This is a genomic window from Acinetobacter genomosp. 33YU, assembly GCF_001990725.1.
Taxonomy (GTDB): Bacteria; Pseudomonadota; Gammaproteobacteria; order Pseudomonadales; family Moraxellaceae; genus Acinetobacter; species Acinetobacter seifertii.
This window is the reverse complement of record NZ_LFZQ01000009.1, coordinates 309,847-333,499: the sequence shown is the minus strand read 5'-3', so window position 1 is coordinate 333,499 and position 23,653 is coordinate 309,847. Positions and strand designations below refer to the sequence as shown.

At 40.4% G+C, this 23,653-nt stretch carries 20 protein-coding genes and 1 riboswitch; of the genes, 16 read left to right on the top strand and 4 right to left on the bottom strand.

The features are described 5' to 3' along the window. Positions 1-64: 64 nt before the first annotated feature. Positions 65-508, bottom strand: coding sequence for a DciA family protein (locus tag AC056_RS11920; RefSeq protein WP_004704934.1), 444 nt, complete (start codon positions 506-508; stop codon positions 65-67). Positions 509-615: 107 nt separating this feature from the next. Here AC056_RS11920 and AC056_RS11915 point away from each other — a divergent pair, with 107 nt between their 5' ends. From AC056_RS11915 to AC056_RS11895, 5 genes are all read left to right on the top strand, one after another. Then, on the top strand, positions 616-1,308 hold the full coding sequence (locus tag AC056_RS11915; RefSeq protein WP_077163719.1) for a M23 family metallopeptidase: 693 nt from the start codon (positions 616-618) through the stop codon (positions 1,306-1,308). 250 nt (positions 1,309-1,558) lie between these two features. Beyond that, positions 1,559-4,276, top strand: coding sequence for a pyruvate dehydrogenase (acetyl-transferring), homodimeric type (gene aceE / locus AC056_RS11910; protein WP_077163718.1), 2,718 nt, complete (start codon positions 1,559-1,561; stop codon positions 4,274-4,276). A gap of 2 nt (positions 4,277-4,278) precedes the next feature. Next, positions 4,279-6,240 (top strand): 2-oxo acid dehydrogenase subunit E2, encoded by a 1,962-nt coding sequence (locus AC056_RS11905; RefSeq protein ID WP_077163717.1) that lies wholly within the window; start codon positions 4,279-4,281, stop codon positions 6,238-6,240. A gap of 145 nt (positions 6,241-6,385) precedes the next feature. Then, positions 6,386-6,664 carry a hypothetical protein gene (locus AC056_RS11900; protein ID WP_077163716.1) on the top strand — a complete coding sequence of 93 codons (279 nt, stop codon included), beginning with the start codon at positions 6,386-6,388 and terminating at the stop codon, positions 6,662-6,664. Positions 6,665-6,692: 28 nt separating this feature from the next. After that, a riboswitch (yybP-ykoY riboswitch) is annotated at positions 6,693-6,878 on the top strand. A gap of 15 nt (positions 6,879-6,893) precedes the next feature. Next, positions 6,894-7,469, top strand: a complete 576-nt coding sequence (locus AC056_RS11895; RefSeq protein ID WP_004704943.1) for a TMEM165/GDT1 family protein — start codon at positions 6,894-6,896, stop codon at positions 7,467-7,469. Positions 7,470-7,530: 61 nt separating this feature from the next. Here the strand turns inward: AC056_RS11895 and AC056_RS11890 are convergent, their stop codons facing one another. Then, complete coding sequence (locus tag AC056_RS11890; protein WP_077163715.1) at positions 7,531-9,669, bottom strand: TonB-dependent siderophore receptor; 2,139 nt, start codon at positions 9,667-9,669, stop codon at positions 7,531-7,533. A gap of 230 nt (positions 9,670-9,899) precedes the next feature. Between AC056_RS11890 and AC056_RS11885 the strand changes: the two genes are divergently transcribed. From AC056_RS11885 to recJ, 6 genes are all read left to right on the top strand, one after another. Further along, positions 9,900-10,697, top strand: a complete 798-nt coding sequence (locus AC056_RS11885) for an MBL fold metallo-hydrolase (RefSeq protein ID WP_019458525.1) — start codon at positions 9,900-9,902, stop codon at positions 10,695-10,697. Positions 10,698-10,788: 91 nt separating this feature from the next. Further along, positions 10,789-11,154 (top strand): YkgJ family cysteine cluster protein, encoded by a 366-nt coding sequence (locus AC056_RS11880; RefSeq protein WP_077163714.1) that lies wholly within the window; start codon positions 10,789-10,791, stop codon positions 11,152-11,154. A gap of 135 nt (positions 11,155-11,289) precedes the next feature. Further along, a complete protein-coding gene (gene guaB / locus AC056_RS11875) occupies positions 11,290-12,756 on the top strand; it encodes an IMP dehydrogenase (RefSeq protein WP_002121951.1) in 1,467 nt (488 codons plus the stop codon). A 149-nt stretch (positions 12,757-12,905) separates the two neighbouring features. Further along, on the top strand, positions 12,906-14,243 hold the full coding sequence (gene glmM, locus AC056_RS11870; RefSeq protein WP_039251894.1) for a phosphoglucosamine mutase: 1,338 nt from the start codon (positions 12,906-12,908) through the stop codon (positions 14,241-14,243). 11 nt (positions 14,244-14,254) lie between these two features. After that, the gene (pdxH, locus tag AC056_RS11865; protein WP_039251890.1) at positions 14,255-14,911 is read left to right on the top strand and encodes a pyridoxamine 5'-phosphate oxidase; all 657 of its coding nucleotides are present in this window, start codon (positions 14,255-14,257) and stop codon (positions 14,909-14,911) included. After that, positions 14,912-16,612: a single-stranded-DNA-specific exonuclease RecJ gene (gene recJ, locus AC056_RS11860; protein WP_077163713.1), complete on the top strand. Its 1,701-nt coding sequence runs from the start codon at positions 14,912-14,914 to the stop codon at positions 16,610-16,612. It abuts the gene before it with no gap. Positions 16,613-16,654: 42 nt separating this feature from the next. Here the strand turns inward: recJ and AC056_RS11855 are convergent, their stop codons facing one another. After that, positions 16,655-17,422 carry a putative porin gene (locus AC056_RS11855; RefSeq protein WP_004704957.1) on the bottom strand — a complete coding sequence of 256 codons (768 nt, stop codon included), beginning with the start codon at positions 17,420-17,422 and terminating at the stop codon, positions 16,655-16,657. Between the two features lie 391 nt (positions 17,423-17,813). Here AC056_RS11855 and prfB point away from each other — a divergent pair. From prfB to AC056_RS11830, 5 genes are all read left to right on the top strand, one after another. Continuing rightward, a protein-coding gene (gene prfB, locus AC056_RS11850; RefSeq protein ID WP_099143691.1) for a peptide chain release factor 2 occupies positions 17,814-18,909 on the top strand; the annotation gives its coding sequence in 2 pieces (ribosomal slippage) (positions 17,814-17,885 and positions 17,887-18,909; 1,095 coding nt in all). A 199-nt stretch (positions 18,910-19,108) separates the two neighbouring features. Beyond that, complete coding sequence (locus AC056_RS11845) at positions 19,109-19,411, top strand: ArsR/SmtB family transcription factor (RefSeq protein ID WP_002053977.1); 303 nt, start codon at positions 19,109-19,111, stop codon at positions 19,409-19,411. A gap of 28 nt (positions 19,412-19,439) precedes the next feature. After that, positions 19,440-20,498 (top strand): alkene reductase, encoded by a 1,059-nt coding sequence (locus AC056_RS11840; RefSeq protein ID WP_077163711.1) that lies wholly within the window; start codon positions 19,440-19,442, stop codon positions 20,496-20,498. Positions 20,499-20,666: 168 nt separating this feature from the next. Beyond that, positions 20,667-21,959, top strand: a complete 1,293-nt coding sequence (locus tag AC056_RS11835; RefSeq protein WP_077163710.1) for a 3-deoxy-D-manno-octulosonic acid transferase — start codon at positions 20,667-20,669, stop codon at positions 21,957-21,959. Continuing rightward, a complete protein-coding gene (locus AC056_RS11830; RefSeq protein WP_077163709.1) occupies positions 21,956-22,663 on the top strand; it encodes a 16S rRNA (uracil(1498)-N(3))-methyltransferase in 708 nt (235 codons plus the stop codon). Before AC056_RS11835 ends, AC056_RS11830 begins: the two co-directional genes overlap by 4 nt. Here the strand turns inward: AC056_RS11830 and AC056_RS11825 are convergent. Further along, positions 22,652-23,623 carry a mechanosensitive ion channel family protein gene (locus tag AC056_RS11825; protein WP_077163708.1) on the bottom strand — a complete coding sequence of 324 codons (972 nt, stop codon included), beginning with the start codon at positions 23,621-23,623 and terminating at the stop codon, positions 22,652-22,654. The genes AC056_RS11830 and AC056_RS11825 overlap by 12 nt on opposite strands. Positions 23,624-23,653 lie beyond the last annotated feature (30 nt).

Sequence of the window (23,653 nt, the reverse complement as noted above, 5' to 3'; positions counted from 1 at the left end):
ACAATGGATAGTGTGATTTTTATCACAAAATAAGAACGATTCTAATTAAGAAATGGAAAGCTCATCATTTTTTATTGCTTGCCAAACGTAGTAAAGCTTGGCTAAGCTTAGGGTCGCTCACGAAGTCGGCGGCACTACGTAACATTTCTTGTGTTTCCGGGGGGATGGATTTAGAAGGCTCAGATGATGAGGGCGCTGTAGAAATAGTCTTATTTCTCAAGCGAACTTGTATTCTTTGTAAGTCTTTTAGTCCTTCAAGTTGAGATAATTTAGATATATATTGGCTCTGTAAATAGCTGAGTTGACTAATCATTGCCTGATTTTCACCAGTAATAATTAAAGTGCCATTTTGATAACACACGACCTGCCATTGTTCCGGTTGGGGCAATAAGGGTTGGATTATTTTCGTAAGTCTTTGCCATTGCGCGACTTGCGTTGTTAGAAACGTAAGGTTTCCTGTTTTTATGTGTTTTCCGGATTGTTGAAAAACGTTATCGGGTTTAGACATTGATCATTCTCGAATGGTTTCTTGTCTCCATCTTAAGCGTTCATTTCGACTGATATCAAGGAAGAGATCATAAGGAACTTGAGTAAGAACAGTTTCAAGAGGTTTTTATGCACACGCGTCGTATTTTATTAGCATTTTCACTAGCCGCTTCGGCAGCATCGGTTGCTTTTGCAGATTATCAAAATATTAACCAATCTACAGATTCAGATCGATTGGAACAGTTATCAAAAACACTATCTCAAGGTTCATATACGCATCCTGATGATTTAGATCTTCCGGCAAGTGCAAAAGTTTCAGTCACTTTACGCCCGAAAACAGTTGAGCTCAACAATGACTCACTGGCAAAAAAATATGGTAATACTACCGCTAAAAACTCTTTTAATACCTCTTCTTCAAATCCTTATTCTTGGTTAGTTTCTCATCCTCTTCCTGATAGCGTACGTGTTTCTTCTAACTTTGGTGGTCGTACCATGGCTGGCCGTGCAGAGCATCACGGTGGTTTAGATATGTCTGCGCCAAGTGGCACGCCAATCTATGCAACAGGTCCTGGTATTGTAACTAAATCAGGTTGGGGTACAGGTTATGGTCAGTATGTTGAAATCAACCATGGTAATGGTTATTTAACACGCTATGCACACGCTTCACGTTTAATGGTTCGTGTGGGTGATCAGGTTTCTGCTGGTGACCATATTGCTAATGTGGGTTGTACAGGTCGTTGTACTGGACCACATTTACACTATGAAGTAGTAAAAGATGGTCAACGTAAGAATCCATCAACTTACTTAGCAATGTTGCCTTAAATCGTATTTGTTAAAAATTAGGATTATTAAATTTTTGAATCTGAAATGAGATAAAACCTTTCTTAACGCAATTATCGTATAAAAAAACGCCTATATTGGCGTTTTTTTGTTATTTTGAGTCATGCTCGGTCAATGACTATTCATTCAGAAAATAATAGGGCCCCCTCACATTCACCCGTGGCAATAACTTGAGAGGGGCAAAACGTGGTAAAAATACAAAGTAGATTAGAGAACAAGGAACAGGTGAATTATGGCGTTTTACGGTGACTCCGACGCACAAGAAACCCAAGAATGGCAAGATGCATTCGATTCAGTTTTACAACATATGGGAACTGAGCGAGCGGCATTCTTGTTGGAAAAACTTTACCAACAAGCAATTGCTAAGCATGTTCCAATTCAACGTCTCAATACACCTTACTTAAATACAATTTCTGTTGAAGAACAACCTGCAATGCCAGGCGACCAAGATATGGAACGCCGTATTCGTGCATTGATTCGTTGGAATGCCTTAGCAATGGTACTCCGTGCGAATAAAACAGGTGATGATTTAGGTGGTCACTTAGCGAGTTTCGCATCAAGTGCAACATTATATGACGTAGGTTTTAACCATTTCTTCCGCGCAAACAGCAATAGCTTTGGCGGAGATATGATTTATTATCAAGGACACTGTGCTCCTGGTATTTATGCACGTTCATTCCTTGAAGGACGTTTAACTGAAGAGCAGTTAAGTAATTTCCGCCGTGAAGTTGGCGGTAACGGTTTACCAAGCTATCCACACCCATATTTAATGCCGGACTATTGGCAATTCCCAACTGTATCAATGGGTCTTGGCCCAATCATGTCGATTTATCAAGCACACATTCAAAAATATTTGATGAACCGTGGCTTGATCAAAGAAGAAGATCGTAAAGTTTGGGCTTATCTTGGCGATGGTGAGATGGATGAGCCAGAAAGTACTGGTGCAATTTCACTAGCTGGCCGTGAAAAACTTGATAACCTCATTTGGGTTGTTAACTGTAACTTACAGCGTCTAGATGGTCCTGTACGTGGTAACGGTAAAATTATTCAAGAATTAGAATCTTTATTCCGTGGCGCGGGCTGGCGTGTCATTAAAGTAGTATGGGGTCGTCATTGGGATCCGCTACTTGCAAAAGACAGCACAGGCGCTTTAAAAGCGGTAATGGAAGAAACTGTTGATGGTGAATACCAACGCTACCAAGTAAAAGGTGGCGCATATACACGTGAGAAATTCTTTGGCAAGTACCCAGAAGCTGCTGAACTTGTAAAAGATTTAAGCGATGAAGACATCGATAATCTCAACCGTGGTGGTCATGACCCATATAAAGTTTTTGCTGCCTATGCAGAAGCAATGAAAGCTAAAGGTCAACCAACAGTTATTCTTGCAAAAACTGTTAAAGGTTACGGTTTATCTGAAGAAATTGAAGCGGTGAACAAAACTCACCAAATCAAGAAAATGCAGATCGACTCTTTGAAATATGTACGTGACCGTTTTAACCTTCCATTTACAGATGATAAATTAGAAGAGCTCCCATTCTACCGCCCAAGTGAAAACTCTCCAGAAATGAAGTACATGAAGGCGCGTCGTGAAGCACTAGGTGGTTACCTTCCTGCACGTCGTAAAGAGAGTGAAATTTTAGCGATTCCTGAATTATCTGTATTTGATGCTGTATTAAATGGTTCAGGTGGTAAAGAACAATCTACTACGATGGTAATGGTTCGTTTAATTGCTGCTTTACTTAAAGAAAAAGCAATTAAAGACCGCGTAGTACCAATCGTTCCAGACGAAGCACGTACTTTTGGTTTAGAAGGTATGTTCCGTCAGCTTGGTATTTATGCCGCTCACGGTCAAAAATATACTCCAGAAGACCAAGAACAGTTAATGCATTATCGTGAAGCAAGTGATGGTCACATGCTTCAAGAAGGGATTAACGAAGCTGGTGCGATGAGCGCATGGGCTGCGTTAGCGACAAGTTATTCAACGAATAACTTGCCAATGATTCCAATGTACATGTACTACTCAATGTTTGGTTTCCAACGTATTGGTGACATTGCGTGGGCTGCGGGCGATGCACAAGCTCAAGGTTTCTTGTTAGGTGCAACTGCTGGTCGTACTACATTGAACGGTGAAGGTTTACAGCACCAAGATGGTCATTCACATATCTTGGCAAACACGATTCCAAACTGCGTATCTTATGATCCATGTTTTGGTTATGAATTAGCTGTAATCGTTCATGACGGTTTACAACGTATGTATGTGAACCAAGAGCGTGTGTTCTATTACCTCACTGTAATGAACGAAAACTACGAGCACCCTGCAATGCCTGAAGGCGCTGAGGAAGGCATTAAACGTGGTATGTACTTATTCGAAAAAGACGAAAAAGCGACTGTCCAATTACTTGGTTCAGGTGTAATTCTTCGTGAAGTGATCAAAGCTGCGAAAATCTTACGTGATGAATACCAAATCCACTCAAACGTTTGGAGTGTAACAAGCTTCAATGAGTTATCACGTGATGGTATGGCATGTGAAGAATACAACCGCTTACACCCACTTGCTGAAGAAGTGAAAGAATCTTGGGTATCTAAGCAATTACGTGGTACAGAAGGTATTGTAGTTTCTGCTACAGACCATATGCGTGCGTACAGCGAACAAATCCGTGCTTATCTTCCAGATGGCCGCCCATTTGTTGCATTAGGTACAGATGGTTATGGTCGTTCAGATACGCGTGCGAACTTACGTAGTTTCTTTGGTGTTGATGCTGCACATATCGTTGTTGCTACTTTGAAAAAATTAGCTGACGAAGGTGAAGTAGATGCACGTTTAGTGAAAGATGCAATTTCTAACTTTGAGTTAGATACTGACCGTCCGGTTGCATGGGCTCCACAAGCACATCCGGAAGTTCAGCCAGTTGCTGAATACAATGAAATGCAAACAGGTGAGGGGAACTAAGTATGCAAATTAAGACCCCTGATATTGGTGTAGATAAAGCAGTTGTTGCTGAAATTTTAGTAAAAGTTGGTGACAGCATTGCTGAAAATGACAGTCTTGTTTTGCTTGAGTCTGATAAAGCCTCTGTTGAAGTGCCTAGCACTTCAGCAGGTGTGGTAAAAAGCATCTTAATCAAGGAAGGCGATAGCGTAACTGAAGGTACGGTATTGTTTGAACTTGAAGCTGAAGGTGCAGCGCAAGCTGCTCCAGAACCAACACCAGCTTCTGCGGCTGAAAAGCCAGCTGCTCCAGCACCTGCACAACAAGCTCAAGCTTCAGCTCAACCTGCTGCCACTACATCAACTGCAACTGTTGACGTAACTGTCCCTGACATTGGTGTTGAAAAAGCATTAGTTGGCGAAATCCTCGTTAAAGTGGGTGACCAGATTGATGTTGAGCAAAGCATCGTTGTAGTTGAATCTGACAAAGCAACTGTAGAAGTACCAAGCAGTACTGCTGGTATTGTAGAAAGCATTCAAGTTAAAGAAGGCGATACAGTTAAAGAAGGTGTTGTGCTCATTAAAGTGAAAACAACGTCTGCATCAAGTGCGCCAGTTGAAGCTCCTGCTTCTACAGCAGCACCTGCACCAGTTCAACAAGAAACTGTAGCTGCGGCTGCTACTCAATCTGGTCCAGTTGATATTAACGTTCCTGACTTGGGTGTAGATAAAGCAGTTGTTGCTGAAATCTTGGTACAAGTTGGCGATAAAGTGGATGTAGACCAAAGCCTTGTTGTGGTTGAGTCAGATAAAGCGACTGTTGAAGTTCCAAGTACTGTTGCGGGTGTTGTGAAAGCGATTCACTTGCAAGCAGGCCAACAGGTTTCACAAGGTATATTGCTTGCAACAATTGAAGCTGAAGGCCAAGCACCTGCTGCGGCACCAGCGGCAAAAGCAGAAGTAGCTCCAGCTCCACAGGCAGCAGCACCTAAAGCGGCAGCTCCTGCTCCGACTCAGGCTGTATCTGCTCCAGCGTCTGGTAGTGATAAGTTAACCAAAGAGCAAGAAGCCGAAAACGCTAAAGTATATGCAGGCCCTGCTGTACGTAAGCTTGCTCGTGAACTTGGTGTGATTTTGTCACAAGTTAAAACTTCTGGTGAGCATGGTCGTGTTGTTAAAGAAGATATCTTTGCCTATGTGAAGACTCGTTTAACTGCGCCACAAGCTGCACCAGTTGCTGCGGCTGCACCAGCGGTTTCGGGTTTGCCAAAGCTGCCTGACTTCACTGCGTTTGGTGGTGTGGAAGAAAAAGTACTGACGCGTTTGCAGCAAGTATCAATTCCGCAATTGTCGTTGAATAACTTTATTCCGCAAGTTACTCAGTTTGATTTGGCTGATATCACTGAGTTAGAAGATTGGCGTAATGAACTGAAAGGCAACTTCAAAAAAGAAGGTATCAGCCTGACGATTATGGCATTCATTATCAAAGCAGTTGCGTACTTGTTGAAAGAAGAGCGTGAGTTCGCAGGTCATTTATCTGATGACGGTAAATCAGTGCTCTTGCGCAATGAAATCCATATGGGAATTGCGGTAGCAACACCTGATGGTTTAACTGTGCCAGTACTTCGTAACCCAGACCAAAAATCAATTAAGCAAATTGCAGTTGAATTGGGTGTGTTGGGTCAAAAAGCACGTGATAAGAAATTAACACCGAAAGACTTACAAGGTGCGAATTTCACCATTTCAAGCTTAGGCGCAATTGGTGGTACAGCATTTACACCACTTGTAAACTGGCCACAAGTTGCGATTTTGGGTATTTCACCTGCAACGATGCAACCAGTTTGGAATGGTAAAGACTTTGATCCACGCTTAATGTTGCCGTTGTCGTTGTCTTATGACCACCGTGTAATTAATGGTGCAGATGCCGCTCGCTTTACCAATAAACTTACGAAACTTCTTAAAGATATTCGTACTTTATTAATTTAATATTCTGAAATGAATCATTAAAACCTCGCTTCGGCGGGGTTTTATTTTGGTATTTAATTTAATTGATTTTAGGTTAATCTAAAGATGAAGAAGGAGTGATCGAGAGAGGAAAAATTTCTCGTTTTAGGTAAAGGAGAAATAATAGATGGCGGGTTTTTTAAAAATCATGTTGCCGATTCTGTTGGTTGTATTTTTATTGATGGGATTATGGGTCAGTTTTTTGCACTTTCCTTGGGAGTGGATGACCTACGTTGCAATCGGTTTGGAAGTATTTGTGGCAACGCTTATTTTGCCATTTGAATTTCAATCACAACATATAGCTGGTATTAACAATTTTGGTTTTATTAACTTAAGTATCTGTTTAGCTTTACTATTAGGCTTGGGGCGTCTGTTAGTATGGGCATGGATAAAATTTTTTGTTTGAAAAATAGAACTGCTCGAATATAATGAGCACATACTTCATTGGGGAGTAGCCGCTATTCATTTCTGAATGAATAGGTGATGATCAACATAATTGTTCAACAGAACATGGTCATCATAGCTTAAACGTCTCATCGTTTCCGAGTTGGCAAGACCTTTGATTTACCACTCTGCAGATATTTGGCTAGCAGGAGGGGTAGATCATGGGCATTTATGCTAGCCAGAGAAACGACATGCAAGAATTTCTGATTTCTACCTCGATTGTTGCCCTTGCTGAAATGGGCGATAAAACTCAACTATTGGCTCTGCTACTATCTGCTCGTTTCCGTAAGCCAATTCCTATTTTAATTGCGATTCTTTTAGCCACACTCATTAATCATGGTATTTCTGCTGTGCTTGGACAGTGGATTACAACTGTATTAAGTCCTGAGATTTTGGTTTGGGTACTTGCGGTTGGTTTTATTGGTATGGCGTTCTGGATGCTTATTCCAGATAAGCTCGATGATGAAACTGATAGTATTAATAAATGGCAAAAATTTGGTGTTTTTGGTGCAACCTTTATTTTATTTTTCTTAGCTGAAATTGGCGATAAAACACAAATTGCAACTGTCGCTTTAGCTGCACGCTATGACAGTATTTTCTGGGTAATGCTAGGTACAACAGTTGGTATGATGATTGCCAATGCTCCTGCTGTATTTATCGGTAATAAACTGGCAGAACGTTTACCTATCTCACTTATTCATAAAATTGGTGCTGCTATTTTCTTAATTGTAGGTGTCTCTACTTTAGTGCAGCATTATTTCTTCTAAAGCATTTAACGTTGCCATAAAAAACGCACTCAATTCGAGTGCGTTTTTTGTAGGTCGTTATTTAGTAGTTAAATTTCACTGTGAAGTTAATTTGGCGTGGGTTACCGAGCGTCACCAAATTCTCATTCAGTGTGCCTGCATAGTAATCTTTATCAAATAAATTACGGATCGCAAGTTGAGCACCCCAATGTCCAGCGTCATAGCCAGCTTCAGTGTCAAAGACTGTATAGCCTGGAACATGAACATCTAAACCATCGACAGTTTTATAGGTTTCACCACGGAATCCACCACCAACATACCAGCCAAGTTTTGAAGCTGGGTCAAATTTATAACGTGCTGACAAGCTATAAGCATGCTCAGGAATATTATCGAGTGCTTTTCCTACATTGCTTGAGTTTGCATCTTTACTAATTTCAGCATCAATGGTGTAAGTATATGCAGCTGTTAATTTTAAACCTTCTAAAATTTCTGCGCTGAGCTCAGTTTCAATACCACGTGTTAACTGTTCGCCACGCTGAGCTTTATAGCCACTATTCGCAGTATCAGTGACTAAAACATTTTGACGTTTTAAATCATACCAAGCGATAGCACCTTGAACTCGTTGATCAGGGCTTTGTAATTTCATTCCGACTTCAACCTGTTTTCCTTCTTCAGGTTTGAACGGATTATTATTTACATCAGTACCACTGTTAGGTGTAAATGAAGTGGCATAGCTGACATAAGGGGCAACAATGTCATTAAGGGTATACATGACAGAGGCGCTACCCGTAAAAGCATTGTCTGATTGTTTACTTGCACTACTTGTAACTAAGCTTGTGCTTTGGGTTTGTGCCCAGTCTTGGCGTCCAGACAAGCTTAAAAGCCATTGGTCATTGAGTTGAATGCGATCACGTAAATAGAGTCCCAAATATTTGAGACGATTAATATCCCGAACATTTTGTTTTAATGTCACTTTTTGACCATAAACGGGGTCATAGATATTTAAATTACCAATATCATATTTATCATTGGTGTAGTCACTTTTTTCCTGAAAAGCATCTACGCCAATATTAATGTCGTGCTGCATGCCATATAAATCAAACTGTTTGTTTAAACGGTTATCGATGGCGAAACTTAAGTTATCAATCACTTGATGTCGACTATTATTAGCTCGGTTAATGGTTGTGTAAGATGAGTCTGCCCAAAACTTTTTGGTTTGAGCAAAAACCGCAGTACCATCCATTTCGGTTTTTTGGACGGCAAAATTCTGGTTAAAGCTCCAACCGTTATCAAAGGCATGTTTAAACGTATAACCAGTGCGGTAAACATCTGCTTCATATTTACCAAAATTAGGATCGCCAATATATAAACTTCGGTCTATAGCGCCGTTAGGATTGTCTTTTAAAGTGCCAATAACAGGCAAGCCTTGCTGACGAATATATTCGCGATGTTGATAACTTGCGATTACAGAGAGGTCAGTGTTGTCACCTAAGTCGAAGTTGTAAGAAGGCGAGATATAGTAATTTTTAAAATACACATAATTAGTGGGGTCATCTTGGTCAGAGATGCGGCCATTTAAACGGAAAGCACCTTTTTCACTATTATTAGGACTATAGTTTAAATCGAATGTGCCTTCTTTAAGGTTGTAACTGCCATAAGTCATGCTAGCACGTGCAAAGTTTTCTGCTTCTGGGCGTTTAGTAACTAAATTGACCATACCTCCTGGTGCAACCAAACCGAAATTAATAGAGGCAGGGCCTTTTAAGACTTGGACCTGATCCATGCCTGATAGTTCAGTGGCAACATAAGTATTTTGTCCAACTCTTAAACCATCTACATAAACCGAATCGGAAGAGGTCTGGCCTCGAATAACAAAATCATCCCAACCACGACGACCAAGTTTTCCAGCTTCAACACCTGCAACGCCTTCAAGTGCCTCTGCAAGTGTCTTTGCTTGTTTCTGGTCGAGCTGTTCACGAGTCACCACCGAAACCGATTGAGCCGTTTTAAACAAGGGTGCATCAGATTTTAAGGCAGAGGTTGCTTTTGTTGCGACATAGGGAGAGGTAGATTCTTTTTGTGCCTGAATAGAAATTGTTGGTAGTACACTGGCTGAATTTTGTTGTTCTGCTGTTTCATCAGCATGACTTGCTGTCATTAAGCTAAAAATAGCAGCTGCTAAAAATGTTTTGGAGCTTGAAAAATAAGGTGCTTGGTTCATGGGAGCCCTAGGAAGCGCAAAAGACAAAAAACTGATAATGAGAATTATTTTAATTTATTACATCTTAATTTTAAATAACATTATGATTCATTTATAGAATAAAAATATCAAAATCAATTTTAAAATATTATGAGAAATATCAATCAATTCATTGCAAGTACTTTAGAATCCCTTTATTTTAGTATGGATATAAAAATATCTAATATTTAAAGTTTTTTTTGGGGAATTGTATGGGGTTTGAAAAAACAACATCGCAGATACTATTTGATAATGGCGTACATAAATGTATTAGTTTTACCAGTTTGGTTAAAGGGGAAGGCATACAAGCCAATCAATTTTTAATTATTGATCATGAACGAGCAGCTGTAATCGATCCAGGTGGTGATTTGACCTACGTTCCATTAACGATGGAACTTAATAAATATACTCGTCTTAAAAATCTGGACTATGTAATCGCTTCACATCAAGACCCAGATATTATTACTTCAATGCCTCGTTGGTTAGTTTATACCGATGCTAAGGTGGTTGCCTCTAAATTATGGGCACGATTTTTACCTCACTTAAATTCATCATTTATGAGTGAGCGTATGAAAGGAAATTGGGAAGACCGTCTCATTGAGCTGCCAGATCGTGGTCAAGTGATTCAATTGGGCGAATCAAAGCTTGTCATGGTTCCTGCACATTTCCTACATTCGGTGGGTAATTTTCAGTTTTATGATCCAGTTGCCAAAATTTTATTTTCTGGCGATATGGGGGCTTCTATTGTTGAAGATGCAAGTCAGCCTCTCAAAGATTTTGATGCCCATGTGCTGAAAATGAAGGCTTTTCATCAGCGCTATATGTGCTCAAATAAAGTCATTCGTTTATGGGTTAACATGGTTCGTCAAATGGATATTGAAATGATTGTGCCTCAGCATGGTACTCCATTTATTGGCAAAGAAATGATTAAGCAGTTTTTAGACTGGATTGAGACCTTGCCATGTGGTGTAGATTTAATGACTGAGCAAATTTTTAGCTGTCCAACATAAAAAGTTAAGTTCAATATCTTGAGTCCAATTTGAATTTTTTTTAGGATTTTGCGTCACAGAAAAAATTTTGATGACGAGAATTTGAATAAAAATGTTATCTCAAGTTGCGACTCCAGATGAGTGCCTTCGCTGTGGGGCATGTTGTGCACATTTTCGGGTTTCATTTTACTGGGCTGAGGCCGAATTAATAGATGAACATCTCGTTGAACCTTTGACACCCGTTTATTCGTGTATGCGTGGAACCAATCAAGCTCAGCCAAGATGTCAGGCTTTGAAGGGCGAAATTGGTAAAGAGGTGGGCTGCTCTATTTATGCTGTCCGTAGTTCTACCTGTAAAGAGGTGCAGGTTGCTGATGAACAGTGTAACAAAGCACGCTTGGCGTACCAGTTGATTCATCTGATTGAAGTAAACCCAGCAGATTCAGAAAATGATCATGACTATGATCAGGTGAGTTAAATATGAACTAACACGATAATAAGTGAGAAATATTTAGAGTAGGTGAATATCTATTGCTGAAAAAGGCAAAGATAATATGAAAATTGCATTGAAATTTGTTTATAATAGCTCACGGAATTTACCAGTGAGATTGTTATGCTGACCATCGTTCAAGAAGCGCTAACCTTCGATGATGTCTTATTACTTCCTGCCTACTCTACTGTTCTCCCAAAAGATGTCTCTCTAAAGACACGTTTAACTCGCGGCATTCATTTAAATATCCCATTAGTTTCAGCTGCAATGGATACAGTGACTGAGTCACGTATGGCGATTGCGATGTCACAAAATGGTGGTATCGGGATTTTGCACAAAAACATGGATATTGCTGCTCAAGCTGCAGAAGTACGCCGTGTGAAAAAATTCGAAGCGGGTATGGTGAAAGACCCTATCACTGTAACGCCTGAAACTACAGTACGTGAACTGATTGCAATTACCAGCGCTAATAACATTAGTGGTGTACCTGTTGTTAAAGACGGCAAGGTTGTTGGTATTGTGACAGGCCGTGATACGCGTTTTGAAACTAACTTGGAACAACCTGTTAGCAACATCATGACAGGTCAAGATCGTTTGGTCACTGTACGTGAAGGCGAGTCTAAAGAAAATATTCAAGCATTATTGCAAAAACACCGTATTGAAAAAGTCTTGGTCGTTGGCGAGAGCAATGAACTTAAAGGCTTAATTACGGTAACTGACTTCCGTAAAGCTGAGAGTTATCCAAACAGTTGTAAAGATGATCTTGGTCGTTTACGTGTTGGCGCTGCGGTAGGTACTGGTGCTGATACACCAAGTCGTGTTGAAGCATTGGTTGAAGCTGGTGTTGACGTTATTGTTGTTGATACAGCACATGGTCACTCTGCTGGTGTAATTGAACGTGTACGTTGGGTGAAACAAAACTTCCCTCAAGTACAAGTGATTGGTGGAAATATTGCAACTGGTGATGCTGCATTGGCATTATTAGATGCAGGCGCAGATGCTGTAAAAGTAGGTATTGGTCCTGGTTCTATCTGTACTACACGTATTGTAGCAGGTATTGGTATGCCACAAATTTCTGCGATTGACAGCGTTGCTAGCGCACTAAAAGATCAAATTCCTTTAATTGCAGATGGTGGTATCCGTTTCTCTGGTGATATGGCTAAAGCGATTGGTGCTGGTGCAAGCACAATCATGGTCGGCTCACTTCTAGCTGGTACTGAAGAAGCACCTGGTGAAGTTGAATTCTTCCAAGGTCGTTACTACAAAGCATATCGTGGTATGGGTTCATTAGGTGCAATGGCTGGAGCTACTGGTTCTGCTGACCGTTACTTCCAAGACTCAAAAGCGGGTGCTGAAAAATTAGTACCAGAAGGTATTGAAGGTCGTGTTCCATATAAAGGCCCAATGGGTAATATCGTTCATCAAATGATGGGTGGTTTACGTTCATCGATGGGCTATACAGGTTCAGCTGTGATTGAAGATCTTCGCCAAAATGCGAAATTTGTGAAAATTACTTCAGCGGGTATGTCTGAGTCACATGTTCATGATGTAACGATTACTAAAGAAGCTCCAAACTATCGTGTTGGTTAGATTTTAGTAACTAAATCAAGTAAGAAAGCCGTCAGTACACTGACGGCTTTTTGTTTTTGGTGTAAAGTAAATCTGATGAAAAGAGATATGGCAAAATAGCCATATATGAAATAGGCCACGGTTGAAGTGGCGTAAAAATGAGATAAGCTATGAGTTATTTTGGAACGGATGGTATTCGTGGAAAATTTGGGCAAATGCCTATTACTCCAGAGTTTGCTTTAAAACTTGGATTCGCCGCAGGGAAGGTATTAAAACGAACGAGTCAAAAAAATAAACCACTTGTTGTATTAGGAAAAGACACTCGTTTATCGGGCTATATTTTAGAGTCTGCTTTACAGGCTGGCTTAAACGCTGCTGGTGTATATGTTCATTTATTAGGTCCATTACCGACACCTGCGATTGCACATCTTACTCGTGCATTACATGCCCATGCAGGTATTGTAATTTCTGCATCGCATAATCCGTATTATGATAATGGGATTAAATTTTTCTCTAGTGAAGGTAAAAAATTACCGGATTCATTACAAGAAGAAATTAATAAAGAATTAGAAAAAGATTTATTCATTGAGGACACTGCAAATTTAGGTAAAAGTGTTCGTGTAAATGATGCAAATGGTCGCTATATCGAATTTTGTAAATCGACTTTCCCTTACCACTTCGATTTAAATAATTTAAAGATCGTGTTGGACTGTGCACATGGTGCAGCCTATAGTGTTGGCCCTTCAGTTTTTCGTGAACTAGGCGCTAAAGTTGTTGCTTTATACAACGAACCAGACGGTTTAAACATTAATGAGAACTGTGGTTCAACACATCCAGAACACTTACAAAAAGCAGTGGTTGAGCATGAAGCAGATTTAGGTATTGCCTTTGATGGTGATGCTGACCGTGTTGTGATGGTTGATAAGTTTGGTCACTTAATTGATGGTGACCATATCTTGTATATTTTAGCGACTCAGGCGAAAAATAAGCCAGTAGGGGTTGTTGGTACTGTCATGAGTAATATGGCGCTTGAAGTAGCACTTGAAAAAGCGAAAGTTGGCTTTGTCCGCGCGAAAGTCGGTGACCGTTATGTACTACAAGCATTAGAAGAAAATGGTTGGGTTACAGGTGGAGAACCATCTGGTCATATTTTAACTTTAGATAAGAGCACAACAGGTGATGCGATTATTGCAGCACTTCAAGTGTTAACTGTAATGGTTGAGCAGAATAAAGCGCTTCATGAATTAGTTCAGGACTTTAAATTGTTCCCACAAGTGCTGGTAAATATACGTTTAGAACAAATGCTTGATCCGTATTCTATTCCTGCATTGGTTACCGAATTTGATAAAGCAGAATTACAGCTTAAAGGCCGTGGTCGTATCTTGATTCGTAAGTCAGGAACTGAGCCAGTTATTCGTGTCATGGTTGAGGGTGATGACGAACAAGAAGTGAATGCTTTGGCTGAACATTTAGCAAATGCAGTTCGTTCACAAGCACAAGTTGCATAAGGGTGTATGGCATGAGTGATGTCATTAAAGACTTAAGTGAATTACGCTTAAGCTATGAACAAGGTGAATTATACGAGACACAGGTTGCTAGCAATCCACATGAGCAATTCTTAGGTTGGTTTAATCATGCCTTAGCTGCTAACTTGCACGAACCGTATGCAATGTCGTTAGCAACAGCAAGTGCTAATGGTCGTCCGCATGTCAGAACTGTATTATTACGTGGCGCGACAGAAGCTGGGTATGATTTTTATACCAATTATGACAGTCAGAAAGGTGCAGATTTGGCAGAAAATCCATATGCTGAGCTGCTATTTTATTGGCCGAGTTTAGAGCGTCAGGTACGAGTGGGTGGTCATGTCGTCAAAATTCCTGAACAGGAATCTACCGATTATTACCATAAGCGTCCACGTGATAGCCAGATTGCAGCGCATATCAGTACGCCGCAAAGCGGAAAGATCGAAAGTCGAGAGTTATTGCAACAGCGCTTTCAAGATTTGCAACAACAAGTTCAAAGCCGTGAAGTACTCGATAAGCCAGAGTTCTGGGGTGGATACCGTTTACAGCCGGATTATTATGAATTCTGGCAAGGACGACCAAATCGTTTACATGACCGCTTGAGTTATGAAAAAATCGACGGTCAATGGACATTGCACCGACTGATGCCTTAAATGACAAAAATACAAATTAAACAAAGACCTTTATTGACACGCCCTGAACAGTTTCAGGGCGTGCCTCCGTTTATTGCCGAGATTTTGGCAAGACGTGGAGTGCAATCTGAACAAGAACTAGAGCTAAAACTTAAGAACCTGCTTGCGCCAGAGCTCAAAGGAATGGATGCTGCTGTCGCATTAATGGATCAAGCCATTGATGAGCAGAAGAAAATAGTTATTGTGGGGGACTATGATGCCGATGGTGCAACTAGTACAGCTTTAATGATGCTCGTGCTTCGCGATATGGGAGCACAAGTCGACTATTTAGTTCCAGATCGATTTAAATACGGTTATGGCCTTACTCCAGCTATTGCTGAACTTGCCCATCAAACTTATCAACCCGATCTGTTAATTACGGTAGATAATGGAATTTCTAGCCATGCTGGTGTTGATGCAGCACATGCTCTAGGCATGCAAGTCATTATTACCGACCATCATCTAACGACCAAAGAGACCCCACTTGCTGAGGCAGTGGTGAACCCAAATCAATTAGGCTGTGAGTTTTCAAGTAAAGCACTTGCCGGTGTTGGTGTTGCCTTCTATGTGCTTGCCAATTTAGCGAGTCTACGTAATAGACAAGGCAAAAGCACAAGCAAAGTCACTCAATATCTAGATTTAGTCGCTTTGGGCACTTATGCCGATGTGGCTGTTCTAGACTATAACAACCGTATATTGGTCGATGCGGGTGTAAAACGCATTCAGCAACATCAGTGTCGAGTAGGAATCTTAGCCTTACTCGATATCGCAGGTCGGGAAGCTACTTCAATACGTGCTCAAGACTTAGGATTTGTGCTCGGACCGCGTATTAATGCAGCAGGGCGTATGGAGAGCATGCGTATTGGGATCGAGTGTTTATTGGCCGAGACAATGGAAACAGCATACCCCATTGCTCAGCAATTAAATCAGTTAAATATCGATCGCCGTCAAATTGAAGGAGAGATGAAGCAACAAGCTTTATCGGCCTTAGATACTTTGCAACTTTCACAGCAAGATATTCCCGCGGCGCTTGTTCTATTTGAAGAAAACTGGCACCAAGGTGTGATTGGTATAGTCGCGGGCCGTTTAAAAGAACAGTTCCATCGGCCTACAATTGTTTTTGCACCCGATGAAGATGGCATTCATATTAAAGGCTCGGCACGTTCCATTGACGGTGTGCACATTCGAGATACCATTGAGCAAGTTGCCGAACAACATCCTGAGTTGGTGAGCCATTTTGGTGGGCATGCTGCAGCAGCAGGTTTGACGATACGTAAAGAAAACTTTGAGGCTTTTAAAACAGTATTTAGTAACTGTGTGGCTGCAATGGATGAATCTATCTTTCAAGCGACCTTATGGACTGATGGTGAGCTACCTGTTTCTGCTTTGCAGTTAGATACCTTGAACTGGATTGAACAGTTAGGCCCGTGGGGACAAAAATTTCCACTGCCTCAATTTGAAGGATATTTTAAAGTTATCGATTTCCGTTGGCTCAAAGAGACACACTTAAAACTTAAATTGGCTTTAGATCAATATAGTTTCGATGCAATTGCTTTTAATGCAGCAGACCGATTTGACTTTGATCCTATGCGTGACTATGTACATTTAGTCTATGAAATAGATCGTAATGTTTTTAATGGTAATGTAAGTTTACAGCTACGAATTGTGCATTTAAAACAATAAAAAATCCGCTCAATTGAGCGGATTTTTTTAATCTAGGTAAGATTAGAAGCGATATGCTGCACGAACACCATAAGTGTTGTCGTTATCACCGAAACCAATACGACCTTCAACACTTACTTGCTGATTCAAGAATTTTTTAGCATTAATGCCCCATTCGTCTTTATCAGTTAAGTCATTGTTGTAGTAGTCCACACCTAAACTTAAAGTTTTATCGATGTAGTAGTCGCCACGAACTTTATATTCGTCAAGGTCACCAAACGCGCCATAAGCTTCAAGGTTTACGTCATGTTGACCAACTTGAGTTACGTATTTTGCACGAACGGTAGGGTCTGCGCCGTCTTTACCGTCTTTTTCGTCATAACCTTTAACACCTAAAGCAAGTAACAAACCAGGTGCTGGTAAGTAACCTACTTCAGCCGCATAAGTTGTAACTTTCTGGTCGTAGTTTGTGTTGTCGATCTCACGTTCATTTCTGCCTACATCACCGCTAAGGTAGAAGTCAGTATTAGGAACATAGTATTCAACACCTACGCCGTATTGAGTATCTTTAGTACCGCTGTTATCGCCATAGTTAACGTGTGCGTTAACGTTGCTTGCACGGTTTAAGAATGCTGCTTCAGCAAGCGGCGCATTACGTGTTTGAACAGGGTTGAAATAATATGTACCATCAACACCAAATTTGCTTACGCTGCTACCGTTATCTGGATCAAGATAAGTGTAAGAACCACCAACTTCAGCTTGGTAAGCGTTTGCTGCGCCACTTACTGCAAGCGCAGATAAAAGAGCTGATGCAATTGCTAGTTTTTTCATGGAATCTCTCCCCTCTAAAAACGATTTTATAAATGTTTTGTTACAACTTTTAGTCTAGAGCAAAATCATTTAGCGTCAATCTTGCACAAGTAACTGTACTGTAACCATGTGCTTTTTTTGTAAATTTAATTAAATTAAGTAATTGATTTAAATGTATAAATACATAATGTTTTATTTTATTAAAATTGAGGATATTTTGTGTAGAAACTCAAAAATGCTGGAAAAGTACCCAATTTTGTATGGGGATGTTACGAATAAAGCTTAAAATCTTCTGAAAGAAATAAAAACTTTTTAAATTGAAAATATGAGTTAAAGATTAAAGCAGGTTCGAAGATAACCATAGCTATGATAAAATATTCGACTGTTTATCTGCTTTTATGGGAACACTCGCGTGGAAATTAATCCTTATCTAAACCAATTGAAAGACTTAACTGATCGTAGCCAAACACTACGGGGGTATCTTTGACTACGATCTGAAAAAAGAGCGTTTAGAAGAAGTTTTACGTGAGTTAGAAGACCCTGCGATCTGGAATGATCAAAACCGTGCTCAGGCAATGGCAAAAGAAAAGGGCGAACTAGAAAACGTTATTAATGTATTAGATGGCTTGTCTACACAGCTTGAAGATGCCAAAGCAATGCTCGATTTAGCTGTTGAAGCTGATGATGAAAGCTTGCTGGTAGATGTCCAATCTGAGCTTGGCGCTGCCGAAGAAGAATTAGCAAAACTTGAATTCCGCCGTATGTTTAGCAACCCAATGGACCCGAATCCTTGTTATGTCGAGATTCAAGCAGGTTCAGGCGGTACAGAAGCACAAGATTGGGCTTCAATGTTATTACGTATGTATATGCGCTGGATTGAGCGTCACGGTTTTAAAGCAGAACTTATGGAAGTATCTGATGGTGACGTAGCAGGGATTAAATCTGCAACGATTCGCGTTGAAGGTGAATATGCATATGGCTGGTTACGTACAGAATCAGGTGTACACCGTTTAGTACGTAAGTCACCATTCGACAGTGGTAACCGCCGTCATACGTCATTCTCTGCGGTGTTTATTTCACCGGAAGTTGATGACAATATCGAAATCGATATTAATCCTTCTGATGTTCGTACTGATACTTACCGTGCATCTGGTGCAGGTGGTCAGCACATTAACAAAACAGATTCAGCAGTTCGTTTGACGCACATTCCATCTGGTATTGTGGTTGCGTGTCAGAACCAGCGTTCACAACATGCGAACCGTGATCATGCATGGAAACAGTTACGTGCAAAATTGTATGAACTAGAAATGCAAAAGCGTAATGAAGCGGCTCAAGCACTTGAAGACTCGAAGTCTGATATTGGTTGGGGTAGCCAGATTCGTTCTTATGTACTTGATGACTCTCGTATTAAGGACTTACGCACAGGTGTTGAAAACTCAAATACTGGTGCAGTTCTTGACGGTGACCTTGATCGTTTCATTGAAGCGAGTTTAAAGCAGGGGTTATAAGAGTCTTTCGAACTTTTAGTTCTCTAAAACTCTTAAATTTTTAGCGATTAAAACGGCAAAGCAGTTCAGTGATCGGAAGTTAATCGGAAAAATACGATATGAATATCGAAAAAAATGGATATGAATATCGAAAAAATGCGATATTATGTTTTCGAAATGCTGAACGAAGCTTTGTTCGTTTAAAAGACGTGTTGAGCCTATGGATATTGATGCAATTAGCAAAGCCCTAGCCAATCCTCTGCGTCGGCAGATTCTGCAATGGTTAAAAGAACCTGCGCATTATTTACCGGTAGAAGAGTGTGGTGGTAGTTTTGAAAAAGGGGTTTGCGCAGGTCATATTGAACGTTTGGGTAAAGTAGCTCAGTCTACAATGTCCAATCATTTGTCTGTATTACAGCAGGCTGGTCTCATTCAGGTCCAAAAATATGGACAATGGTCTTATTTTTCACGTAACGAAGCTTTGATTCAGCAATATATCGAACATTTAAAACAAACACTTTAAAACAAATAAAGTGTAAGTCGAGGCGATCATGGCTGAACTCAATACTCCCTTAACAGTTGGTGATTTTGAAATTAAAAATCGACTGGTAATGGCCCCATTAACACGTGCACGTAGTGGCGAAAGCCGTGTTCCAAACGACTTAATGGTGGAATATTATCAGCAACGTACAAATGCTGGTCTCATTCTCACGGAAGCAACAGTGATTGGTTCAAAAACTGTGGGTTATGCAGATACTCCGGGACTATGGTCACAAGAGCAGGCACAAGCTTGGAATAAGATTATTGAAGCAGTTCATGCACAGGGTTCAAAAATTGTAGTTCAGCTTTGGCATGTGGGCCGTATTTCAGACCCTGAACTTTTAGATGGTGATATTCCAGTAGCACCGAGTGCGATTCAACCTGCGGGTGAAGTGAGTCTATTACGCCCTAAACGCCCATTCGTAAAACCGCGCGCACTTTCAATTGAAGAAATTCAAGAAGTTGTAGCTCAATATAAACATTCAGCAGAACTGGCTAAAGCAGCAGGTTTTGACGGTGTTGAGTTGCACGCTGCAAATGGTTATTTAATTGACCAGTTCCTTCAAAGTAATACCAACCAACGTGATGATGAGTATGGTGGTTCGGTTGAAAATCGTGCTCGCTTGTTATTAGAAGTGGTTGATGCCTTTATTGAAGTGTGGGGCGCTGGCCGAGTAGGTGTACATATTGCACCGCGTGGCGACTCTCATGATATGGGTGATGAAAATCCATTAGCGACATTCGGTTATGTGGTTGAACAATTGAGTCAACGTAATGTAGCTTTCATTTTCTCTCGCGAATACGAAGCTGCCGATAGTATTGGTCCGCAATTACGTGAAAAATTTAATGGTGTGTGGATTGCCAATGAAAATCTGACACCAGAGTCGGCAAAACGTATTTTACGTGAAGGTCAGGCAGATGCAGTATCTTTTGGTAAGGCTTATATTGCGAACCCAGATCTTTTACAGCGTTTAGAGCAAGGTCTACCATTAAATGAAATTCAACCAACGACTTTATATGCTAAAGGCGCTGAAGGTTATACAGACTATCCTGCTTTAGAAGCTTCATAAAATCATTTTATTATTAAGTTTTTCTTTTTACTGAACTTGCTCTTTGGTGAGTTCAGTCAATGACTTTTCTTGTATATGGTAGAGTTTAGGTATCGAAACTCTGCCATTTTTTTTATCTATGTTATATTTTCCGCAGTTTTTAAATTTTGACTATTTGAGGCAAACCGCTTGGCGACCCCATTTTGGTACAACACAGCACTCCATTTATTAAAACCGTTTTATCGCTGGCGGATAAAAAGACGTGCAGAAAGTCTGGAATTATATCATCAGGAATGTCTGGAAAGATTTGGGCCGTTTGAAGATCCTAAAAACCAAAAATCCATCTGGTTTCATGCTGTTTCAGTTGGGGAAACCAATGCTGCACAGCCTTTAATCGAGCACTATCTCAAACTTGGCCAGCCGGTTTTAGTGACCAATACGACAAAAACAGGTCAGGCACGTGCCAAGTCACTTTTTTTAAAAGAACCGTATCTAGATTTATTTCAAGCAGTCTATTTGCCTGTAGACCAAAAACCGCTTTTAAAACAATTCTTCGAATCCTACAAACCGAGACTTTTAGCATTAGTTGAAACTGAGCTTTGGCCCAATTTAATTGATCAAGCCAAGTTACAGCATGTACCATGTTTATTACTTAATGCTCGGTTATCTGAAAAGTCAGCAAAGGGTTATAGCAAAGTCCCAAGTTTAACTGCCGGTATGTTAAAGCAAATCGATTGGGTATTAGCACAAGATAGTGCAACCCGTCAGCGTTATGTTGAGCTTGGTTTAGATGAGCATAAAAGTCAGGTCGTTGGAAATATTAAGTTTGATATTCATGCGCCCGAGGCTTTTATAAAACAAGCTGCCCAATTGCACCAGCAGTGGTATTTGGAAAACCGTCAGGTTGTGACGATTGCCAGTACACATGCACCCGAAGAACAACAAATTTTGGAGGCACTTGCGCCTCATTTAAATTCCAATCGTGAGTTGGTATGCATAGTTGTGCCTCGTCATCCTGAACGCTTCGATGAAGTATTTGAAATTTGTCAAAATTTAAATTTAGTTACGCATCGTAGAAGTATGGGGCAAAGTATCCATGCCAGTACGCAGGTTTATTTGGCCGATAGCATGGGTGAGCTTTGGTTATGGTACGCCTTAAGTCAGGTGTGCTTTGTAGGTGGTTCTTTAAATGAGCCGGGTGGTGGACATAATATTTTAGAACCTATGGTTTTAAATGTACCTACAGTGGTGGGACCGCGTTACTTCAACTTCCAAACAATTGTCGATGAGTTCATTGATGAAAATGGGGTACTTATTGCTCAAGATGCACAGCAGGTCGTTGATATCTGGTTGGCTTGTCTGGCAGAACCTGAAGCTACTGAACAGCTCGTTACACAGGCGCATAAAGTATTGCAGCGTAATCAAGGTTCGCTACAAAAACATATAGGGGTGATTAACCGGTATTTGGCCGAAAAACCATGAATATTGTTTTACTAGAACCTGAAGATACTCAATCAGAAATCTGGTCGATTCATTCAAAGCGCCAATTACAACATTTACGTGAACATCTTGATATTACGGTTGGCCAAAATCTGAAAGTTGGTATTCGTAATGGCGCGCGTTATGTCACAGAAATTATTTCGATTGATGAGCAAGAAGTGTGTATACGCCCTATTCGTGAAGAAGCAGTACCTGCAAAACTTCCAGTTCATTTAATTGTGGCTTTACCAAGACCTAAAGTTTTACGCCGTTTAATTATGGATAGTGTGACTTTAGGTGTTGAAAGAATCAGTTTGATCCATAGTTATCGCGTTGATAAAAGCTATTGGCAAACTCCATTTTTACAGCAAATTGATCAATACGTTACGCTTGGACTTGAGCAAGCAGGTGATACCATCGTTCCTGAAATTCAAATGTATAAACGTTTTAAACCTTTTGTTGAAGACGTTTTGCCCATCTTAATTTCAGAAACATCTCCTGCCTATGTGGCTCACCCTTATGCCGAGCAGAGTATGCCAAGTAACATTCACCATGCTTGCAGTATTGTCGTGGGTCCCGAAGGTGGCTTTATTCCCTATGAAGTTGATTTACTCACAAAAAACGGCTGCCAAGCTGTGAGCTTAGGCAACCGTATTTTAAGAACAGAAACGTCTATTTCTTATATTTTAGGGCGTTTATTTAGCTGAGTTCTCAGCATTCAATGGCAAATGATTTGCAGCCATTTTTAATTCCTGAATTGGGTAAGGAATATTAATGCCATTTGCATTGAAGGCTTGTTTTACTTCGGCTTGAATAGTGCTTGTAGATGATGAAATATCTGTCTCAGTGGTGTTAATCCACCAGCGTACCGTAAGGTTAACCGAGAAGTCTGCTAGAGCTGTCACGTTAACCGAGAAAGCAGGCTGACTCAGTACATTTCGATCATTATTGAGAATATCTAAAATAATTTGTTTCGCTTTTTGCTCATCGTCGTCATAACCGATACCGACTACGAACTCACAGCGTCGTTGTTGATAGGCTGTATTTACCGTTAAAGCACTCGTATAAACAGTTGCGTTTGGAATAACGATACGACGGCCATCTGGTGAGCGCAGGAACGTTGCACGAATCTGAATATCTTCAACAGTCCCTTCAAGTGAATTCACCACAATCGAATCACCAATACGGAATGGCTCGCTCAATAAAATCAAAATACCTGAAAGCAGGTTTTGGAAAATATCTTTAAATGCAAAACCAATTGCGACAGAACCGATCCCTAAGGCACTCATGAGTTGGCCCGGCGTGAACCCTGGGATCATGATGACAAGCGCAATTAAGAAACCAAAGAATAAAATTGCTGTACTGCCGACACGGTTTAAAACAAGAACCAAATTTTGGCGAGTATAAGAGCGATTTTCTAAAGTCTTACGAACAAAGAATTTAAATAATTTGGTCAGTAGCCAAAAAATAATAAAAACGGTAATCGCAATGCAGATATAAGGTACACGTTCCCAAAAACTATCTACGATTTTGTCGATAGTGGTATAGGCATCATGATATTTCTCAGTATGTGCTAAAACCGTTTGGGTGGTTTTAGTACCTGCTTCTTGCAAAAGTTCGCCTGTATTTTTTGCAACATCCGTTAAGGATTTTTGTTCATCAGCCACGACAAGTCTCTATTGAATAAATTCATGAAA

Bases quoted from the DNA above. Each gene is read 5' to 3' on its own strand.
- AC056_RS11915 (WP_077163719.1), top strand. From the start codon at position 616: ATGCACACGCGTCGTATTTTATTAGCATTTTCACTAGCCGCTTCGGCA.
- pdxH (WP_039251890.1), top strand. From the start codon at position 14,255: ATGAGTGATGTCATTAAAGACTTAAGTGAATTACGCTTAAGCTATGAA.
- AC056_RS11855 (WP_004704957.1), bottom strand. From the start codon at position 17,422: ATGAAAAAACTAGCAATTGCATCAGCTCTTTTATCTGCGCTTGCAGTA.
- guaB (WP_002121951.1), top strand. From the start codon at position 11,290: ATGCTGACCATCGTTCAAGAAGCGCTAACCTTCGATGATGTCTTATTA.
- glmM (WP_039251894.1), top strand. From the start codon at position 12,906: ATGAGTTATTTTGGAACGGATGGTATTCGTGGAAAATTTGGGCAAATG.
- recJ (WP_077163713.1), top strand. From the start codon at position 14,912: ATGACAAAAATACAAATTAAACAAAGACCTTTATTGACACGCCCTGAA.
- AC056_RS11885 (WP_019458525.1), top strand. From the start codon at position 9,900: ATGGGGTTTGAAAAAACAACATCGCAGATACTATTTGATAATGGCGTA.
- AC056_RS11840 (WP_077163711.1), top strand. From the start codon at position 19,440: ATGGCTGAACTCAATACTCCCTTAACAGTTGGTGATTTTGAAATTAAA.
- AC056_RS11905 (WP_077163717.1), top strand. From the start codon at position 4,279: ATGCAAATTAAGACCCCTGATATTGGTGTAGATAAAGCAGTTGTTGCT.
- AC056_RS11900 (WP_077163716.1), top strand. From the start codon at position 6,386: ATGGCGGGTTTTTTAAAAATCATGTTGCCGATTCTGTTGGTTGTATTT.
- AC056_RS11880 (WP_077163714.1), top strand. From the start codon at position 10,789: ATGTTATCTCAAGTTGCGACTCCAGATGAGTGCCTTCGCTGTGGGGCA.
- AC056_RS11895 (WP_004704943.1), top strand. From the start codon at position 6,894: ATGCAAGAATTTCTGATTTCTACCTCGATTGTTGCCCTTGCTGAAATG.
- AC056_RS11920 (WP_004704934.1), bottom strand. From the start codon at position 508: ATGTCTAAACCCGATAACGTTTTTCAACAATCCGGAAAACACATAAAA.
- aceE (WP_077163718.1), top strand. From the start codon at position 1,559: ATGGCGTTTTACGGTGACTCCGACGCACAAGAAACCCAAGAATGGCAA.
- AC056_RS11890 (WP_077163715.1), bottom strand. From the start codon at position 9,669: ATGAACCAAGCACCTTATTTTTCAAGCTCCAAAACATTTTTAGCAGCT.
- AC056_RS11845 (WP_002053977.1), top strand. From the start codon at position 19,109: ATGGATATTGATGCAATTAGCAAAGCCCTAGCCAATCCTCTGCGTCGG.
- AC056_RS11830 (WP_077163709.1), top strand. From the start codon at position 21,956: ATGAATATTGTTTTACTAGAACCTGAAGATACTCAATCAGAAATCTGG.